Below are 18821 nucleotides of genomic sequence, written 5' to 3'. Positions count from 1 at the left end.
CTCTGGCAGGGCCTTATTGTTTGGGCTTTGCCGCGCGTTTCTGGTGTGTCTTTTGCTCTTCCTCTTCGGCGGGCGACAGGGCGCCAATCGCCTCCGATATCTGTCGGCTGGCCTTTCGCAGGGAGGCGATAATCTCCTGGATGCCGATGGTGTCCTCGATACGCTTGACGTAGGGAACGGTGAGGCCCGCCACTGCATTTCCCTGGGCGTTGAGGATGGGGAAGCCGATGTTGACCACGCCGGTCACCTCGTAGCTGGCGCGGCGTTCGTATCCGCGGACGCGGATCTTCGCGAGGTGCTCTTCGAGGTCGGCTGGCTTTTTCTTCTTCGTCTCAAGTGTCCACTCGTCGATGGCCCGCTCGCAAGAATCTTCGTCCTGATGCGCGAGAATGACGTGGCCGGTTGCCGCGTGCATCAGGTCAACCTTGGAGCCGACCTTGACATAGAAACCGGTGGACTCCGGTGAATCGACTTGGGCAAGAATAACAACATGACCGCCGTCGAGCACCCCGAGATGGCATGACTGACGCAACTCGTGCGCCACCTGATGCATGGTGGGCAGCGCCTCGGTGACAAGCCGCTTGGTTGGAGGATGCTCCTGCCCTAGACGGAAGAGCCGCAGCGTGAGCTGATAGCGTTCCTTGTTCGCGGATTGTGCCAGGTATCCGCGCTGCTCCAGGCAGAGCAACATGCGGAAGATCTCGGAGACGGTGCGGTTCAGCCTGCGCGCGACCTCGCTTACCGTAAGCCCGGAGGGCGTGCTCGCGAAGAGCTCCAGAATATCCAGACCTTTTTCCAAAGCCGGAGTTGGATAGTATCGCTTTACCGCGGATTTAACTTTAGCCATGAAGATACTCAGAAGTAGGGGATTGAAGTGTCACCCCAAGGTAACAAATGTTCTACCGGGCGTGTCGAATATTCGCCAGAGCTCCATCTCCACTGGCACTGCCTCTATGCGCCTGGGGTGTACGGAAGCGCGAAGCGGCCAATCTGAATCATCGGGTGATCGGAGGGAGGCCAGATGCGAAAGGATTCGACACGCGACCCTGTGGGCAGGCGATGGGCGGTTGCGGTGCCGCGCTCTTCGCCGGTTGCGGCGTCATAGAATTTGACGTCAAGCGTGTCCTCCTCACGCTGCCATCCTAAAACATAATTACCGGTGGGCAGGGCGACGTCCCCAATGGTGATCGGGGCCTGTACAAGGAAGTAGTGCGAGTACTTTCCATCGGCCGAGTAGCCGGCAGTGATGAGAACGACGCCCGCGATGATCTTCCCCTGCGAGTTGATGATGCCGGAGGCGGTGCGCATCTCGGTTTCGATGCGCTCTTTTTCAACCTGCGCGCGGGCCGGCAGCACGCCCTGCAACTCTGCGGATGTCGCCGAACGCCAGGTGGACTTGGGTTGCGCGAACAGAGGCGTCAGCATGGGCAGCAGCAGGGCAAGGGCAAAGAATTTCATCAGGGGCCGTTTCATTTGAGATGTACTATACCGCGTTGCAGGGCGACGGTCGCCGCGTGGGTGCGGTCGCTGACGCCGAGCTTACTCAATAGATTGTTGATGTGTGATTTGACGGTCGCTTCGCTGATATCGAGGTCGGAGGCGATCTCCTTGTTGGCCCGTCCGGCGACGATACGTTCCAGCACGCCCAATTCGCGGGCGGTGAGCGCGTGGCTGCTCATTCTTTCGGCCAGCTTCTCCGCAATGGCAGGCGAGATGCGCGTTTTACCGCTGTGTACTGCCTGAATGGTCGAGAGCAGCTCTTCGATGGTCATGCCTTTCAGCAGATAGGCCTTGGCTCCGGCCTGAAGTGCGCGAAAAATATCTTCGTCTCCATCGAACGTGGTGAGAACGACAAATCGCGCGTTGGGATCGTCGGCACGAATCTTCTGGATGGCCTCAACTCCGGTGAGTTTAGGAAGCTGCAGGTCCATCAGGGTAATGTCGGGGCGCAGGCTGCGATAAAGTTCGATGGCCTGAAGTCCATCGCTGGCTTCTCCAACGACTTTGATCTCGGGCATGATGTTGAGCAATGCCACAAGGCCCTGCCGGACGACGTGATGATCATCGACTACAAGGATGCGAATCGGTTCAGACATTGGTTGCAGTGCCTTTCTGTGTCGCGATGGGAGCTTCCAGCTTAACTGTTGTGCCTTGGCCCGGCGCGCTTTCTAAAATTAGTTGAGCATGAATCTGTGCTGCCCGCTCGCGCATCCCCTGGAGGCCAAAGTGGCCCCTGGCAGGAAGAGTCTTGTCGGATGCTTCGAAGCCGCGACCATTGTCAGTGATGGATAATGTCAACCGGCTTGAATGATAACGCAGATCGATGGAGACGTGGGTTGCGTTGGCGTGGCGGGATACGTTGCTGAGCGTCTCCTGTGCGATGCGCAGGACCTCGTCTTCGAAGGCCGCGGCGAGTGGCCGGTACGTGCCGCCGATCTTGAGCTGAATCGGAAGCTTCTCGGTGCTCGATTGCTCGGCGAGCCGTGTAAGACGGGTGGGCAGCGTGTGTTGAGCGGTAGCGGCGCGAAGGTCCCATATGCTGCGGCGCGCTTCGGCGAGGCCATCGCGCACGTATTCGCGGGTGCGGTCGATCTGCTGGCCAGCCGCGTCAATCTGCGAATGGGCGAGCAGTTGTGCGGTGAGTTCAAGCTGGACGGAGACGCCGACGAAGCTTTGCGCGAGCGTGTCGTGAATCTCGCGGGCCACGCGATTGCGTTCGGCCAGGACTGCCTGAAATTGCGAGTGAAGGCGGCGCAGGCGGAGACGATAAAGAAGGACGACGATCCCAGCGATGCAAAGAAGGGCAAGCAGAAGGAACCAGGGTCTGCGATAGAAGGGCGGCTTCACATAGAAGCTCAACGAGGCTCCGGCTTCGTTCCATACGCCATCGTTATTGGCAGCCTGCACGCGGAAACGGTAGTGGCGCGCAGGCAGGTTGGTGTAATAAGCGATGCGGCGCGAACCGGCCTGCGTCCACTGCTTGTCGAAGCCCTCCAGAATGTAGCGGTAGCGGACCTTCGATGGAGCAGCGTAGCTGAGTCCCGCATACTGAAAGGCGAAGCTGTTGTGGCCGGGAGGGATGCTCTGCTCCGACGCCGAGAGAGGAAGCTCCATGTCGTCGAGGGTGAAGCGCTCGATGACGACGGGCGGAGGAATGTGGTTCTCGGAGAGGTGATCGGGATCGGCGATGGCTACGCCCTTGCGCGTGGCGAACCAGAGCTGGCCTTGCATCGTCTTCCACGCTGACGGGTGACCGATTGCGGAGGCCTCTTCCGTAGGCATGCCGTCCGAGCGGCCATAGGAGATAGGCCGAGGATTGCACTCTGAAGAGGATCCACAGGACATAAGTCGGGATGCGGAGACACGCGTGATGCCGTGGGTGGAGCTTAGCCAAAGATTATCGTGATCGTCCTTCAGGATAGAGTCGACCGTCTGTGGAAGATCGGATCGACGAAAAGAGGCGGAGATGCCATTCCAATAGGCACTGAGGCCTTCCCCTTTGGTGCCGATCCAGAGAAGGCCATGCTGCCCTTCGGCGAGCGACGTGATGACGTCGCCGGAGAGGCCTTCTTTGGTGGTATAGGTCGATATCCTGCCGTCGCGAAGTCGTGACAAGCCATTGAGCGTGCTGATCCACAAATCGTGTTGAGAGCCAGAAGCCTGGGGCTCAAGGAGAGCGCCGATCAGGTTGCTCTTCAATCCATTAGCTTGGGTGAAGATGGTGAACCGGTTGTTCTGCCAATGTGCAAGACCGCGGCGTGTGCCGATCCAGAGCGAGCCGTCGCCATCGACCAACAGAGAACGGATGAGGTCGTCGGGCAAGCCATCGGCCGAGGTGTAGGACGTGACTTTGCCGCCTTCGATGTGGTTCAGTCCATCGGGAGTTCCGACCCAGATGCCGCCGCTGGCCCCGGGGGCGAGAGCGAGGATGATCTCGCTAAGCAGGCCGTTGCGGACAGAGTAGTGTTCGAGCTTTCCGGCCTGCCAGCGGTCGAGCCCATCGCCGTTGGTGCCTGCCCACATCGCTCCATCCGAAGCCTGCACGATAGCGGTAATGACGCGATCGGAGAGTTCGGGGACGGTGCGAAAGTTCTGCTGCCGCAGAATGTCGAGTCCGCTGGTTTCGGTGCCGACCCAGAGATTGCCCTCGCGGTCCTCGAAGGTCGAGAGGATGCTGCTTGTGCCCAGGGCCGACTGCCGCTGCGGCTGGCTGTTGCTATTCCGCAGGTTCAGGACGAAGAGACCCTGATTGGTGCCGATCCAGAGGTCTCCGCGAGAGTCTGCCAGCGCCGACTGGATGCGAGTCACCGGCAAATCATGACCGGTCTGGAGAGTGCGTTGATGACCGTTCTGAATCAGGGTGATGCCGCTCGTGGTCCGTATCCATAGGCCATTGCCGGGCAGCGAACCAATGGCTTCGATGCTCTCTGCCGCAACGCCGGGATTGAGCGGCACCGGGCGAAAGTGACCGTGCTGATACTGGAAGATTCCTGCGGTTGCCGCAACCCAGAGGCTTCCATCGGCTGCTCTGGCGACTGCGGTTGGCGTTGCCGAGGAGGGAAGTGAAATAGGTAAGAAGTCTTTTCCGTCGAAGCGCAACAGGCTGTTGCCGGTAAGGGCGACGAGACCTCCGTTGTCGTCTGTTGAGAGAGAGAGGACGACATCGGGAAGTGAATAGTGTCGGAAGTTGCCTTTTGCATACTGGACGAGGCCATCGGAGGTCCCGATCCAGAGCGCTCCAGCGGCGTCCTCGGCGATGCAGCAGGTGTCGCTGCTGGTGAAGGCGGCGGTGTTCTCGTGGTTGAAGACTTTGAAGTCGATGCCGTCGAAGCGGGCGATGCCGTCTTCGGTAGCGATCCAGATGTAGCCGTCACTCGACTGATAGACCTGGTGGACGCTGTTCTGTGGAAGCCCGTTCTCAGTCGACCAGGATTGATGTCCCAGATTATTGACGTCCTGCGCGCGGACTGTGAGCGTGACGATTCCGCAGAGCATCCAGAAGAACAGGAAGCGCACGACAGGATGGAACACTATAAAAACGTCACCTCGACCGGAGACGGCGTTTTTGCCGCCGGAGCGGAGAGACCCCTGTATTTCGCCGTTGTTCTTGTCGTTGCCTGTTCTATCCAAAAGCGTAACCTGCCACGGCAGTTCCTGACTGCACTCTTACATCTTCGTTCCTTTGCCTTCAGTGAGAGTAACAATCTGATCGACCTTGGAGACGACAAATTTTTCTTTGGCTCCGTCGGGCCAGTGTACTTCCACAACATCGATCTTGGTGGCATCGCCAAGGCCGAAGTGCGGGCGCGGATCGTGGGTCGAGGCGAAGCTGCCGCCCGAGAAGATATCGTCACGCTGGCGCATCCCATTCGCCGTCACAAAAATCTTGGCGCCGATAGCATCGCGCGGGCCCTTGGGGCCACCAATCAGCTTGAACTCGGTCCAGTGGTGGTGATCGGCGGAGACGTTACGCAGCAGAGCGGGATGGCCGTCGAGAACGTTGATGACCACGTCGAGCTTGCCGTCGTTGAACAGATCGCCTTCGGCCATGCCACGGCTTACATAAAGTTGAGCCAGCCCGGTGCCTTCGACGGCGGGTTCGACCTCGAACTTTTTGCCGTCAATATTGTGGAAGAGCAGAGGGCGCTGCTTCCATGTGGTTCCCCAGGTGGTTTGGTCAACCTGGGGATAGACGTGGCCATTGGCGACGAAGATGTCTTTCCAGCCGTCGTTGTCGAAGTCGAGAAAGGCGTCGCCCCAGCCGAGGAAGGGAATGGTTGGTTCGGCGATGCCCATCTGGTAGCTGACGTCGGTGAAGTTGCCCTCGCCGTCGTTGCGGTAGAGCGGGTTGTAGTCGTCGGAGAAGGTGGTGTTGTAGAGGTCAAGCAGCCCATTATTGCGGTAATCGCCGATGGCGATACCCATCGATGCGGTCTCGCGGCCATTTTCATTAAGAGCGTAGCCAGAGGCATAGCTGTCGTCATCGAAAGTACCGTCGCCCTTATTGATATAGAGGTAGTTGGGGGTGGAGTCGTCGGCGACGACGAGGTCGAGCTTGCCGTCGTCGTTCACATCAATGAAAGCCGACGCGAGGCCGTAGTAGCCGTTCTTGTCCGAAACACCGGCTTTTTCGCTCACGTCGGTAAAGGTGCCGTCCCCGTTGTTGTGGAAGAGATGGTCAGGCTCGCCCTTGAGGCCGCGAGGGCCGCACATCACCTTCACCCCGCGAAACTGGCAGCCGTACGAGGGCTGGTTGGCCATGTCGTAGTGGATATAGCCGGGAACGAACAGGTCGAGTCTGCCGTCACCGTCGTAGTCGCCCCAGGTCGCTCCGGCAGACCAGTTTCCCAGCGTAACACCGGCTTTTTCAGCGACATCGGTAAAGGTCCCATCGTGGTTGTTGTGGTAAAGGCGGTTCTTGCCGAAGTTCGAGACGTAGATGTCGGGCCAGCCGTCGTTATCGTAGTCGCCGATGGCGACGCCGACGCCCCAGCGGTCGTTGGTGACTCCGGCCTTGGCGGCAACGTCGGTGAAGGTTCCATCATGGTTATTGTGGAAGAGAGCGGCGTGCGGCGGCGTCGTCTTGCCGGAGAGCGCGTCGTAGGTGGAGCCATTGACCAGATAGATGTCGAGCCAGCCGTCATTGTCGTAGTCGAAGAGGCCGACGCCGGAGCCGTTGGTCTCGATGATGAAGTTTTTCTCGGGCGTTCCCATGATGTGGGTCCACGAGGTGAGACCGGCCTTCTGGGCGATGTCCTCAAAGATGATGGGGCCGGTTTTCACGAAGCCGCCAGCCGTGATGGGGCGGTGCTCGTCGTCGAGGACGGCTGCGTGTGCCCCGCCCGTATTGACGCTCATGCCCGCGGGCTGGCCATCCTGCGCAGGCGCTGGAGCCTGCGCGATGGCTGCTTCGGTGAAGAGAAGGCTGAGAGCAAGGATGGAGGCAGCGAAGCCTGGGAGAGAGCGATGGTGACCGGACATGAGGCAAGTTCCTGACGCGATATCTATTTTTTGGCCGGCGAGCAGTTTTACGAATCGGCCGAGTTGGCGATTCGGTGCCCGCAACAGGTTTATCACAACGGAACGGTACCATTTTCCGTCTGCACCGAGGTGCCTTGAGCACGTCCCGGAATTCGGAGCCGGGCCTTAATTCGAACGAACCCCCTGGAACGATCCTGTCCCTCTCCGGGCGTGGAAGGTGCCATTGAAGGTCTTGCCCTGAACGATGCCATCAACCCGCGGCCCGTCGACCCGCCCGCGAAAGGTCAAGGCATCGCGCGTCTTGGTCCGGACCACGAGATGCTGGTTCTGGATCGTGCCTTCGACGCCGCCTGACTGGTTCGGCCCTTTGAAATGGCCGGTAATCACGCTCCCGTTCTGCCGAAGATCAAGGAACTTGGAGGAGGTCGATCCGTTGGGGTCATTGCTGTACAAGGTCCACTTTCCTGCGACGCTGGCCGGGGGCTTCTCCGCCGGTGGTGGTTGCTGCGCCCGTGCAAAGTTGCCGGCGAAGAACGCCAAAGCAAAACAAAACACGAAGATACTCAGGCCAGATCTCTTCATCCATCCCTCCAGGTCAATGTTGGTGTACAGCACAATCTACAGGAATTGCGGAACTCTTTCATTATGAAAAGGAGAATGGTAACGACAGCAAGAGGAGAGCGGGATAGAATCCTCATCGAACTCCAAAGATTTGAAGATCGAAAGGTCATCTCCTATGTTGATGCCATCCGCTCAAAGCCTCTTCCGCCGGGCCCTCACCCGTCGAACCCTCCTCCGCACTCTGGCTGGTACCGCGGTGGCGGCGGCCGTGCCGATTCCCCAGGTCTTTGCTCAACGGCAGTACGGTGGTTCGACCGGCCGGCAGCGTGGCGAGATGGGCCGCATTGCCGGAGAATTCCGCCGCCAGTTTCGCGTTCCCGCCACCTCCATCGCCATCTCCCGCAATGGCCAGTTCGCCTACGACGAGGCCGCCGGGATGGCCGACCGTCAGCACCTCGTCCTGACGCAGCAGGATTCTCTCTTTCGCATCGCCTCGGTCACCAAGCCCATCACGTCGGTCACCATCTTCTCTCTCATCGAACAAGGCAAGCTCAACCTCACCGACAAGGTCTTCGGCCCTTCCGGCATCCTCGGGACCAAGTACGGCAAGCCTCTCTACAAGCCCTACATCACCGATATCACCGTCGACCATCTGCTCACCCACACCTCCGGCGGCTGGCCCAACGACAATACCGATCCCATGATGCACAACGACGGCTGGGACCAGACCAAGCTCATCACCGAGACCATCGCCAACGTTCCCATCACCAACCCGCCCGGTACCCACTGGGCCTACTCCAACTTCGGCTACTGCGTGCTCGGCCGCGTCATCGAGCAGGTCACCGGCCAGCCCTACGAAGGCTATGTTCAGGCCAATATCCTCGCGCCCTGCGGCATTACCACCATGCAGATCGCCAGAAATAAAGAGCGCCAGCGCGCTCCCAACGAGGTTGTCTACATTGGCCAGTACTCCGAAGACCCGTACAAGCTCAACATCGCGCGTATGGACTCGCACGGCGGCTGGATCGCCTCCTCGACCGAACTCGTCCAGTTCCTCAACCACGTCGCCGGAGCGCCCGGTATCCCTGCGCTACTCAAGCCTGCCACCATCAAAATGATGACCACCCCTGCCCCCGCCTATCCGCCCGGCGATGCCCGCTATGCCCGCGGCTGGATGGTCCGCAACGGCGGCGCGGGGAACTGGTGGCACAACGGCAGCCTTCCCGGCACCACCTCCATCATGGTGCGCACCCCAACCGGCTTTTGCTGGGCGGCTCTATGCAACACCCGCACGCAACCATCCAACGAAATCGACACCGCCATCGACCAGATGATGTGGGACATGGTCCGCGTAGTTCCATCGTGGAACGCTTGACGAATCAAGCTGGAAGTTCGAGTGCAACCAGCTCTGGCTCTGGCTGTGGGAGTGGGCGGTTGAAGCGCTTGACGGAGAGCACTCCCGCGCTGACCAGCGCGATGATCTCGGGTTCGATGGGCTGTCGATAGTCGGGTATGACATGGGTCAGGTAGTAGGCGATGGGAAAGATCGCCAGAAGCAGAAGGTAGGGAAGAGCCGTTGTCTTGTCCCTGCGCCAGAGGCTGCGGGCTCCGAGCAGCATGAAAAAAGTCAGGCCCACGGTGAAGAACATATTTGGGAGCTCTGTCGGTTGGTCGCGGAGATAGGCGGGGTTGAAGCTCCAATAGCCAGTCCAATAGCTGAGGACGCGGTGGAGAGTGAATTTGATGAAGAGAAACGGATGCTGACGGACGAAGCTCATTGCCAGAACACGGTTCTGGGCGAGGTAAGCAGTCTCTCCCAGCGCTACAAATTTCTGTAGCTCGACGGCCTCGGTGGGCGGGCGGTCCGTGTGATCGTTGGACTCGAAGGTGTTGCCGTTGTTTCCCGGCCAAAATTCGAGCCAGAAGTTGTCGCGGACCGGGGCAATGAGGTGGACAGCGCGATAGTTGCGGATGGTCCACGGAGCAAGGACGACGAGCAGGCTGATGGCGGCGATGAGGCTGTGGACTAGCCATTTTTCCTTGCGGCGATGAAGGACGATGGCCGTGAGGATAAGGAAGACAGGGAACATCGGGAGAACGGATGGATTGGACAGGCCGGTGATGCCGTAGAGGATGCCGAAGCCTATCCAGCCGAGGTTGCGGCGCCGGCGGTGAAGCCGCTGCGCGAGGCAGAAGCAGGTCGTGAAGAGAAAGCCGGTCAGGGCATACTCCCAAACTCGCGTCGCGGAAAAATAGATAGCGAATGGATAGAGGGCCCAGCCCCAGGCGGTGAGCATGGCGGCTCTTTGGCCCAGGGCGTACCTGGTGCTGAAGTAGAGCGGAACGCAGGTAAGGGCCGAGAGGACGCTATTGATGGAAAGAATGACGACAGCCGATGCGGCAGTGTAGAGGCCGAAGGTGCGAAAGACCGCGGCAAGCAGATAGGTGAAGAGTGGAGGGACAATGGCCGTGGGGCCGGTGGAGGGATAGAAGGGCGAACTGAAGCCGTGGCCTTGGGCGATGGAGCGGGCCACCCAGCCTACCTCCCAGCCGAATTCGGCGAAGTGGTCTACCGGTGAAATGGTCTGATGGAAGATGCAGGCTACCAGGATGAGACGGAGGAGGAGGGCAGCGAAGACGATGATGGAGAGCTGGGTGGTTGCCGACTGCCGCCGAAAGGATCGCGCGTAAGAGTCAATGCGCCGAATAGGAGGCTCTCCGATTTGAATACGCCGACAAATATATAGCGCGCCCGCAAGGTGTCAACAATTATTTAATGCCTATCTCCTGAACCCCCAATCGTCTGCAAAGTTGCTGTGACTTTGTGCCTGCCGTATTCGCTTAGGCTCCAATCGACGCTATGGCAGGAAGGTAATCCTGCCTTCGGGAGGTCAGATGGCTACGATGCGAGGGGCAGATCGGCTTCTAAAAAGGATTTGCCCTGGGCATCTTTGGAGCTGACGGAAGGAGACAGGCCGTCCAGGGCCTCAAGCGGCCAGGCGATATTGAGGGTGGGGTCGTTCCACAGGATGGAGCGCTCGCCCTGAGGGTGGTAGGGGTTGGTGGTTTTATAGAGGACTTCGGCCGTATCGGAGAGGACGAGGAAGCCATGGGCGAAGCCTTCGGGGATCCAGAGGGAGTGGATCTCGCCCTCATCGGTAAGCGGCTTAAGGTGGAAGCCAGCCCATTTACCGAAGTCCGGGGAGCTGCGGCGAAGGTCGACGGCTACGTCCCAGATATGGCCGGAAAGGACGCGGACGAGCTTTCCCTGGGGCTTGCCCAGTTGGTAGTGCAGGCCGCGAAGGACGCCTTTGGCGGAGAAGGACTGGTTGTCCTGAACGAAGCCGGAAGGGAGGCCAGCTTCGGCGAAGGAGCTCTGGTTGAAAATTTCTGTAAACCATCCGCGACTATCACCGAAACGTTTGGGTTGAATCAGTTTGACATCGGTGAGCGCGGTGTTGAGAATGAGCATCCTACAAGTTTACCGAGTGATGACGTGGGATGAGAAATATTCGACCTGTTGCCCGAAATGGAACGAACAAAAGACGAACCTGGCAGCAAAATTGGTTCGCTTCGGGGCATCGGGCTAGTAAACTGTCTGAGTTGAAATAAAGTGACTGAACTCCTTTTCCGGGTTGACGATAGAGCAGCGACCAGTTCAAACAAGAGACTGGCGCAAGCAAAGAATCGGCGAGACAGAAAACGAAGCAGAGGTGCGGACGCTTGCAGGCTGGTTGAGATGCAGGAGGGCAAGAGATAAGACATCCGCCAAACATAGAGAACGAGCAACGGTGCGAATTGTGTCCCGCAGAGAAATGCGTGGGCGTAGTTCGCACGGATACAGGATTGCAATGCAGGCTGAATCTCCCGAATCGCCGGTTGCGGTAATAGAAGATTCATATTCGTATACGGAAGTGATGGGGTACCCTCTGCGGCGAGTGCAGTGGGAGACAGAGCTGCCATCGGAGTACTTCCGTTACCGGGTGATCAAGCGGACTCTTGATCTGTTGCTGGTGGCGGTATCGCTGCCGGTGGCCTTGCTGGTGCTGGGAGTTGTGGCAACGGTGGTCGCGTGGAACTCTCCGGGGCCGATCTTCTACTCGCACCGTCGCATCCGGCGGCATGGCGCTTTCTTTTCGATGTGGAAGTTCCGGACGATGTGCGTGAACTCGGCTGAGGTGCTGGAGAAGCATCTGTCGGATCATCCGGAAGCCCGGATGGAGTGGAACAAGACCCACAAGCTGCGAATCGATCCGCGGATTACGAAGATCGGCTTCTTTCTCAGGAGATACAGCCTGGACGAGCTGCCGCAACTGTGGAACGTGGTGACCGGACAGATGAGCCTGGTGGGGCCAAGGCCGATCGTGGCGGCAGAGGTGGAGAAGTACGGCGACTGTTTTAGCTGCTACTGCAAGGTGAAACCGGGGCTGACAGGGCTATGGCAGGTCTCGGGACGCAGCTCGCTGACTTACGATGAGCGGGTCGCGCTGGACTGCGAGTATGTGGGGAATTGGTCGCTGGCGAAGGACACCGTGATCCTGTTGAAGACGTTCTCGACCGTGATTAACCAGGATGGGGCGTTCTGAAGAAGAACATAAGAGAGAGTTGGGAAGACGGGTGCGGGTCGCCATTGTTCATCATTGGTTTGTGACGCGGGGTGGTGGGGAACGTGTCGCAGAATGCATTGCTTCGCTATTTCCTGAGGCTGAAATCTTCACTCTAATGGCAGAGGCTCCGGGAATTCCGGAGGGGTTACAGGGACGGCGGTTTCATACTTCATTTCTGCAACGGATTCCGCTGGCCAGGAACTATCACCGGCATATGATGCCGCTCTATCCGATGGCGACGGAACGGCTGGATCTGCGGGGGTTCGACCTGGTGATCTCGTCAGACTCGGGACCGGTGAAGGGCGTGCGCGTGGATGCCGGGGCCGTGCATCTCTGCTATTGCCACTCGCCGATGCGGTATCTCTATGACGGTTACGAGACGTACCGTGCGCAGATGGGGAGCGTGACGCGCGCGGTATTTTCAGCTACAGCAGGACGGGTGCGAGCGTGGGATGAACAGGCCGCGCAGAGGGTCAGTTACTTTATTGCGAACTCCGAGTATGTGGCTGACCGGATTCGACGCTGTTACGGGCGGGAGAGCGTGGTGATTCATCCTCCCATCGATCTCAATCGGGCGCGGGTGACTGAACCGGGAGAGCATTATCTTTGCGCCGGGCGGCTGGTGGGATATAAGCGCACCGAATTGATGGTGGAGGCCTGTGCGCGGCTGGGGCGAACGCTGAGGATCGCCGGGACAGGGCCGGAGGAGGGCCGGTTGAGGAAGCTTGCCGGCACGGCGGATGTCAGTTTTCTAGGCGAGATGACGACTGAGGCGCTCTGGCAGGAGTATGCGGTGTGCCGTGCGCTTTTGTTTGCGGCGGATGAGGACTTTGGCATGGTGCCGCTAGAGGCGCAGGCCTGTGGGCGTCCGGTGATTGCTTACGGGGCTGGCGGCTCGCTGGAGACGGTTCGGGGATTGGGTTCAACTGAAGGCGAGGCCACTGGAATTTACTTTTCTGAGCAGACGGTGAAGTCTGTGATGGATGGCATCTTGCGATTTGAGACCGCGGATGCCGCCGGAAAGTTCGATGCGGCAGTGGCGCGGAGATGGGCTGGAGAGTTTGCGACCCCGGTATTTCTGCGGAGCATGCGCGAGTTTATTTTGGAAAAGATGCCCGAGGCCGTCAGCGCGATGGTGGCGAGCACCCCGGAGGCAGAGTAATGGAAGATATGAGAACGCTGTTGCGGGGGACGCTGGGACGGAGCTTGCAGGCGATGCGGCCCGAGGACAAGCTGGCGGCGGCATGGCCGGTGGCCTGCGGCAAGGCGATGGCCGAGCGGGGAACGGTGGTGGGGTATGCCGATGGCGAGGTCTGGATCGAGGTGCAGGAGGGGGCGTGGCTGCAGCAGATGATGAGTATGCAGGGACAGCTTGCCGGGCAGATGGGGCGCATCGCGGGCGTGAAGGTGAGCAGGATACACTTTAAAGTGAAGAGGAATAATGCGCGATGAGTGAGCAGGCTGAGGTAACGATTGAGGATGTTCGGCGGGTGGCGGAGCTGGCGAATCTGGAGCTGACGGCAGAGGAAGAGCCGCGCATGCAGCGGGACTTGAATGCCATTCTGGGCCATATAGCTCAATTGAATGAGTTGGATACGAAGGACGTTCTGCCGATGGCGCAGGTGGGCGAGATGCTGGGCGGAGAGCGGCACGAGCACGGCGAGACACTGCGCGAAGATGCGGTGCGGCCTTCATTGGATCGCGCTGCGGTGATGGCGGCGGCTCCCGAGACGGATGGCCGCTTCTTCAAGGTCCCTAAGGTGATTGAGCGTTGATGCCGAAGACTTCCGAGATAGCAAAAGAGAAAGATAGAGCGATGGATTTTACGATTGATACAGTGCGGGCTGGTGTAGCGAATGGGTCGGCTACGGCCACGGAGATGGCGGAACTGCACTACTCGCGGATTGCTGCCGATGATGGGGACAAGGGCAAAGGGATCAACAGCTTTCTTGCCTTGAGCAAGGAGCGCGCTTTGGCCCAGGCTGCGAAGATCGATACCTTGGCAGCGAAGGGCGAGCAGTTGCCTGCGCTGGCTGGCGTTCCGGTGGGTATCAAGGACGTGCTGACGATGAAGGGCTCGCCGGCAACGGCTGGGTCGCTGATTCTCAAAGGATATCGCCCTCCATACGATGCTACGGCGGTGACGAAGCTGGAGTCGGCTGGCGCGGTTTTGCTGGGCAAGCTGAACTGCGATGAATTTGCGATGGGCAGCTCGAATGAGAACTCGGCTTATGGGCCGGTGCTGAATCCACGGGCTTTAGACCGCGTTCCGGGCGGGTCGAGCGGTGGCAGCGCGGCAGCGGTGGCGGCTGGATTTGCCGTGGCCACGCTAGGCACGGATACGGGCGGTTCGATTCGGCAGCCCGCAGCTTTTTGCGGCGTGGTTGGTGTGCTGCCGACTTACGGGCGCGTGTCGCGCTATGGGCTGATTGCGTTTGCGTCCTCGCTCGACCGCGTGGGGCCGTTTACGAACAATGTGAAGGATGCCGCAACCGTTCTGCAGGTGCTTGCCGGACAGGATGTGATGGACGCTACTTCGTCCGACCGTCCAGTGGGCGACTACGTGGGCGCGCTGGAGAAGCCGGTTGAGGGGCTGAGGATTGGCGTTCCCGCCGAGTATTTTGGCGAGGGGTTAGACCCGGAGATCCGTGCGGCGATTGAGAAGGTTCTCGATGGCCTCAAAGCGGAGAAGTGCGTGATCAAGCAGGTAAGTCTGCCGCACACGAAATATGCGATTCCGACCTACTACGTGATTGCGACGGCGGAGGCTTCGTCGAACCTGTCGCGCTTTGATGGCGTACGGTTCGGTCTGCGAAGTGCCGAAGCCAAAACGCTCTCGGAGATGTACCGCAAGACGCGCGACGAAGGATTTGGGCCTGAGGTCAAGCGCCGCATTCTGTTGGGAACGTATGCGCTTTCGGCGGGATACTACGACGCTTACTACAAGAAAGCGCAGCAGGTTCGAGCGCTGCTGACACGGGATTTCCTGACGGCGTTCAACGAGGTCGATGTGATCGTCGGGCCAATGACGCCGACTCCGGCGTTCAAGCTGGGCGAGAAGACGAACGACCCGGTGGCGATGTACCTTGCCGACATCTACTCGGTCGCGGCCAGCCTGGCCGGTATCTGCGGGGTGAGCGTTCCTTGCGGAGAGACGAAAGATGGCCTGCCGATTGGCGTGCAGATCATGGGCAAGCACTTCGACGAAGGCACAATGCTGCGGGTAGGGCTGGCCGTCGAGAAGATGCAGAGCTAGAGCCTTCGGTCTTAGTGGTATTGAACAGTGCGAATGCCCGTCCCCTTGCGGTGACGGGCATTCGGCTTATGGGTACGGCTTAACTCTCCAGGCGCATGGTCGAGGCCGACTACGCGGTCAGAATCCCTGATCGGGGCGGAAGGCGGTAACCTTGTTTTTGACGAAGGTGACGGCCATGGGATGGCCCATGTTGGCGAAGACGACCATGCGGTTGCCGTAGTCCTGGCTGAGGCTCTTGCTGACCTGACCGAGCGAAAGCTCGACCTGGCGCTCGTTCATGCCCAGGATGACCTGATGCGTATCGACGGCCTTCCAGATCTCAGGCCCCCAGTGTTGGTAGAGCTGATGGGGGTCGTCGTAGAAGAAGATCTCGTCGGTGTAAAAGGTGTATTGGCCATCCTGCCGGTAGCCTACCGGTGTTGCATATTCCTTTGCCGGGTCAGGCGATTGCGGCAATGTGAAGACCAGCGAGACTTGGCGGTCGCCGCCGGGGATGCGGAAGGTGGCGTTCTTCGGAGCGACCTGTTCGACGGCATCTTTGATGAGCAACGCCTCAGCGCCTTGCAGAATGCCGGCGCTCTTGCCGTAGTCGACATGATGCCCGGCGTAGGGGTAGTAGTCCATCTGCCCGCCAGCGGAGACCCAGACCGTGGTGCCGTAGAGCGTCTTGATGTCGGCCATCGAGTCGGGGCGCTTCTTCTTCAGGAAGACGAGATCGTCGTCGGAGAGCTTATCGCTTGCGGTTGCGGCTGGGAGTTTCGCGGGGGCGTTACGCTCGTGGTAGATCATGCCTACGCGTGCGCCGACCGCTGCCAGCAAGATGATGGTCCCTGCAATCGCTGCCTTTGCGCCACTCTGCATTTGCTGCCCTCCTGATGCCACTCTCTACTCTCTCATTCAATCGACCGGTTCGGCCACACTCAATTCCAGTTCAGTGTTCATCAAGGATTCCGCAGTCAGAGCGTCGGCCTGGCGAAGAGCAGGGAAGAATGCCGCTGCCGCACCCATGACAACGAGGGTGCCGATGCCACCGACGACGACGGCGCGAACGGCTCCCCACCAATGCGCGGTGAGGCCGCTTTCGAACTCGCCAAACTCGTTCGATGCGCCGATGAAGATCCAGTTGACGGCGCTGACGCGGCCGCGCATCTCGGGTGGCGTGGCCAACTGCAGAACGCTGCCGCGAATGACGACGCTGACCATGTCGCTGCCGCCGACGAGGACGAGGGCGATCAGGCTGATCCAGATATTTCTGGAGAGGCCAAAGACGATGGTGGCCGCGCCGAAGAGTCCAACACAGCCCAGCATCAGCCATCCGGCGTTACGCTTGATGGGCTTGATGACCATCACCAGCGAGACGGCGAGCGCGCCGACGGCAGGCATGGCGCGAAGCAGGCCAAGGCCGCGCGGACCGGCGTGGAGAATGTCGGTGGCGAAGATGGGGAGCAGGGCAACCGCCCCTCCCAGCAGTACGGCGAAGAGGTCCAGCGAGATCGAACCGAGCAGCAGCTTGGTCTTCCATACATATTCGAGTCCCGCAAGCACGGTCTTGGCGTTGAACGCTTTTTTGACTGCGCCCTCCATCTTGGTTCGGATCATCCCCACCAGGATGAGGAAGCTCACGAGCATCACGAGGGTGAAGGCGTAGACGATGGCGGCCCCGTTCCAGCGCGTCATCACGCCGGTCATTTGCAGCGTGAAGAGCAGGCCGCCTACGGTCGGGCCAGCCATGTTGGCGGCCTGATTGATGGTCCCACCCCAGGTGACGGCATTAACGAAGTGGTCTTTGGGAACGAGGCTGGGCAGCATCGCACTGGAGGCGGGACCGCTGAATGCCCTTCCCAGCCCGATGCCCAGCAGAACGGCGTAGATAGGCCACACCCGGCCATTGGAGATATAGGTTTTGGTCAGGGAGAGCCAGAGCAGAACGATCGTACAAATTGCCTGCAGACTGTAACAGGCCATGATGATCTTTCGCCGGTCGAACCGGTCGGCGACGTGGCCTGCAGCCAACACGAATAGCAGCCCCGGCAGAAAGAGAGCTAGCCCTGTGAAGCCAAGGTCGAGCGCAGAGTGCGTGATGGCGTAGACCTGCCAGGCTACGGCAACCGATTGCGCCTCGGCACCCACGATGACCATGAGACGCGCTGACTGATAGAGACGGAAATCGCGCGAGTGAAAGGCACTCCCTGCCCTCGCTTCTGTCACTGCTGCCTTACTGCCACCCTCGGACATATCGTATGTTTTCACATTTCATGGAGTAAAAGACCTAACATTCGAAAACAACGTCATCTCGACACCCACAAACAACGTCTTCTTGATACCCAAAATAACGTCATCTCGACCGGAGCGCAGCGGAGAGACGGCGGATTCAAGTCTGAAGTGCAACATTTATGTCTAATCGATTCATTGAAATGGCCGTCTTTGCACAGATCCTGAGATGATTCCTTCCCCACTTGCATATCTCTTCCAATACAGGCAAAAGCGTCAAGCCATACTTTGAGATCGAGTAACGGACACAGGGCGGCATACTTCGCTCCTGATGCCGCACCAGAATTCCATTCTGCACCAGCTCCTGCAGATGCCGGATCAACATACGTTGCGTAATCCCGGGGATAGTGCGATGCAACTCACTGGTCCGCATCGGCCCCTCCGACAGCCGCCACAAAATCGTTCCCTTCCAGCGACCGTCGATGACCGACAGCATCGCATCGATGGGACACGCGGAGATCTCCTTCTTCGAAACCGGCACTGATCAACCTCCCCGCTCACTCCGATTCGACTGACAAATTTGTCAGTACAGATCTTTGAGTCAGTGTACGTCCCGATGGCGTCTGAAGTTCAGGAGCTAAGGGATGACATCTTTTCTATATATCGCGACCACCATTTGCATAGGCTTACTCATCGGCACCGAGTTTGCCGTATCCGTCTTCATCAACCCGGTGCTGCAAAAGCTGGAGGACCGCGCACACGCCAAAGCGGTCAGCCTGTTTGCAGCAAGGCTCGGCCACGCAATGCCTTTCTGGTATGGGCTCAGCCTGCTGCTTCTCCTCGTAGAGACCATCGCCGAACGCCACGAACCCGGCAGCACTTTGTTGATCGCCGCCAGCGTCATCTGGTTTGCAGTAATCGTCCTTACTATTCTCTTCCTTGTGCCCATCAATAACCGAATGATGCAGCTTGATGCCAAATCCTTTCCCGAAGAAGCACAGCGCGAGCATCAAAGATGGACCACGTTCCATCACCTGCGCGTTGCTGCTTTAGTCGCCGCGATGGTTTGCTTTCTTCTCGTTGCGCACCGGTGAATCCTCCAGAATGGGCCGCTTGCGCCCACGCATAAGGACAGGAAAGTTGCTGGCTTCGTCCTATCGATAACTTTGCGATTGTGAAGAGAGATTGCTGCAATTAGACTCGGT

The 18821-nt window shown here is 59.2% G+C and carries 18 protein-coding genes; 7 read left to right on the top strand and 11 right to left on the bottom strand.

Going from position 1 to position 18821, the window contains the following annotated elements; all coding sequences use genetic code 11:
• Window positions 1-13 precede the first annotated feature (13 nt).
• The 6 genes from GSQ81_RS12335 to GSQ81_RS12310 form a co-directional block, all read right to left on the bottom strand.
• Entirely contained in the window at window positions 14-847 is an 834-nt protein-coding gene (locus GSQ81_RS12335; protein ID WP_158911032.1) for an IclR family transcriptional regulator, read from the bottom strand.
• 104 nt (window positions 848-951) lie between these two features.
• Window positions 952-1458 (bottom strand): hypothetical protein, encoded by a 507-nt coding sequence (locus tag GSQ81_RS12330; RefSeq protein ID WP_158911031.1) that lies wholly within the window; start codon window positions 1456-1458, stop codon window positions 952-954.
• 11 nt (window positions 1459-1469) lie between these two features.
• Entirely contained in the window at window positions 1470-2096 is a 627-nt protein-coding gene (locus GSQ81_RS12325) for a response regulator transcription factor (protein ID WP_158911030.1), read from the bottom strand.
• Window positions 2089-5130 carry a sensor histidine kinase gene (locus GSQ81_RS12320; RefSeq protein ID WP_158911029.1) on the bottom strand — a complete coding sequence of 1014 codons (3042 nt, stop codon included), beginning with the start codon at window positions 5128-5130 and terminating at the stop codon, window positions 2089-2091. The genes GSQ81_RS12325 and GSQ81_RS12320 overlap by 8 nt, the downstream gene beginning before the upstream one ends.
• A gap of 36 nt (window positions 5131-5166) precedes the next feature.
• Window positions 5167-6981 (bottom strand): CRTAC1 family protein, encoded by a 1815-nt coding sequence (locus tag GSQ81_RS12315; protein ID WP_158911028.1) that lies wholly within the window; start codon window positions 6979-6981, stop codon window positions 5167-5169.
• Between the two features lie 165 nt (window positions 6982-7146).
• Entirely contained in the window at window positions 7147-7563 is a 417-nt protein-coding gene (locus GSQ81_RS12310; RefSeq protein WP_158911027.1) for a hypothetical protein, read from the bottom strand.
• 154 nt (window positions 7564-7717) lie between these two features.
• On the opposite strand from GSQ81_RS12310, the gene GSQ81_RS12305 reads away from it, so the two are divergent.
• Window positions 7718-8917 (top strand): serine hydrolase, encoded by a 1200-nt coding sequence (locus tag GSQ81_RS12305; RefSeq protein WP_158911026.1) that lies wholly within the window; start codon window positions 7718-7720, stop codon window positions 8915-8917.
• Window positions 8918-8921: 4 nt separating this feature from the next.
• On the opposite strand, the gene GSQ81_RS12300 is transcribed toward GSQ81_RS12305, so the two are convergent.
• Window positions 8922-10076 (bottom strand): glycosyltransferase family 39 protein, encoded by a 1155-nt coding sequence (locus GSQ81_RS12300; RefSeq protein ID WP_158911025.1) that lies wholly within the window; start codon window positions 10074-10076, stop codon window positions 8922-8924.
• Between the two features lie 365 nt (window positions 10077-10441).
• Window positions 10442-11014 (bottom strand): dTDP-4-dehydrorhamnose 3,5-epimerase, encoded by a 573-nt coding sequence (gene rfbC, locus GSQ81_RS12295; protein WP_158911024.1) that lies wholly within the window; start codon window positions 11012-11014, stop codon window positions 10442-10444.
• Window positions 11015-11393: 379 nt separating this feature from the next.
• On the opposite strand from rfbC, the gene GSQ81_RS12290 reads away from it, so the two are divergent.
• Genes GSQ81_RS12290 through gatA form a run of 5 tightly spaced genes read left to right on the top strand, consistent with a single transcriptional unit; the run spans window position 11394 to window position 15405 of the window.
• Window positions 11394-12128 (top strand): sugar transferase, encoded by a 735-nt coding sequence (locus GSQ81_RS12290; protein WP_254060151.1) that lies wholly within the window; start codon window positions 11394-11396, stop codon window positions 12126-12128.
• A gap of 19 nt (window positions 12129-12147) precedes the next feature.
• Window positions 12148-13311 carry a glycosyltransferase gene (locus GSQ81_RS12285; RefSeq protein WP_371715330.1) on the top strand — a complete coding sequence of 388 codons (1164 nt, stop codon included), beginning with the start codon at window positions 12148-12150 and terminating at the stop codon, window positions 13309-13311.
• Window positions 13311-13601: a DciA family protein gene (locus tag GSQ81_RS12280; RefSeq protein WP_158911022.1), complete on the top strand. Its 291-nt coding sequence runs from the start codon at window positions 13311-13313 to the stop codon at window positions 13599-13601. The genes GSQ81_RS12285 and GSQ81_RS12280 overlap by 1 nt, the downstream gene beginning before the upstream one ends.
• Window positions 13598-13924 (top strand): Asp-tRNA(Asn)/Glu-tRNA(Gln) amidotransferase subunit GatC, encoded by a 327-nt coding sequence (gene gatC / locus GSQ81_RS12275; protein WP_158911021.1) that lies wholly within the window; start codon window positions 13598-13600, stop codon window positions 13922-13924. The genes GSQ81_RS12280 and gatC overlap by 4 nt, the downstream gene beginning before the upstream one ends.
• A 41-nt stretch (window positions 13925-13965) precedes the next feature.
• Window positions 13966-15405 carry an Asp-tRNA(Asn)/Glu-tRNA(Gln) amidotransferase subunit GatA gene (gene gatA / locus GSQ81_RS12270; protein WP_158911020.1) on the top strand — a complete coding sequence of 480 codons (1440 nt, stop codon included), beginning with the start codon at window positions 13966-13968 and terminating at the stop codon, window positions 15403-15405.
• A 117-nt stretch (window positions 15406-15522) separates the two neighbouring features.
• Here gatA and GSQ81_RS12265 read toward each other — a convergent pair whose 3' ends face one another.
• From GSQ81_RS12265 to GSQ81_RS12255, 3 genes are all read right to left on the bottom strand, one after another.
• Entirely contained in the window at window positions 15523-16266 is a 744-nt protein-coding gene (locus GSQ81_RS12265; protein ID WP_158911019.1) for a hypothetical protein, read from the bottom strand.
• Between the two features lie 36 nt (window positions 16267-16302).
• On the bottom strand, window positions 16303-17640 hold the full coding sequence (locus GSQ81_RS12260) for an MFS transporter (protein WP_158912202.1): 1338 nt from the start codon (window positions 17638-17640) through the stop codon (window positions 16303-16305).
• 136 nt (window positions 17641-17776) lie between these two features.
• Window positions 17777-18157 carry a helix-turn-helix domain-containing protein gene (locus GSQ81_RS12255; RefSeq protein WP_158911018.1) on the bottom strand — a complete coding sequence of 127 codons (381 nt, stop codon included), beginning with the start codon at window positions 18155-18157 and terminating at the stop codon, window positions 17777-17779.
• Window positions 18158-18260: 103 nt separating this feature from the next.
• Here GSQ81_RS12255 and GSQ81_RS12250 point away from each other — a divergent pair, with 103 nt between their 5' ends.
• Window positions 18261-18710 carry a DUF1772 domain-containing protein gene (locus GSQ81_RS12250; protein ID WP_158911017.1) on the top strand — a complete coding sequence of 150 codons (450 nt, stop codon included), beginning with the start codon at window positions 18261-18263 and terminating at the stop codon, window positions 18708-18710.
• The last annotated feature ends 111 nt before the right edge of the window (window positions 18711-18821 follow it).

The organism is Granulicella sp. L56 (assembly GCF_009765835.1).
In the GTDB taxonomy this organism is placed as follows: Bacteria; Acidobacteriota; Terriglobia; order Terriglobales; family Acidobacteriaceae; genus Edaphobacter.
Note: the sequence above shows the minus strand (reverse complement) of the source record. Positions and strands in the feature narration are given on the sequence as shown.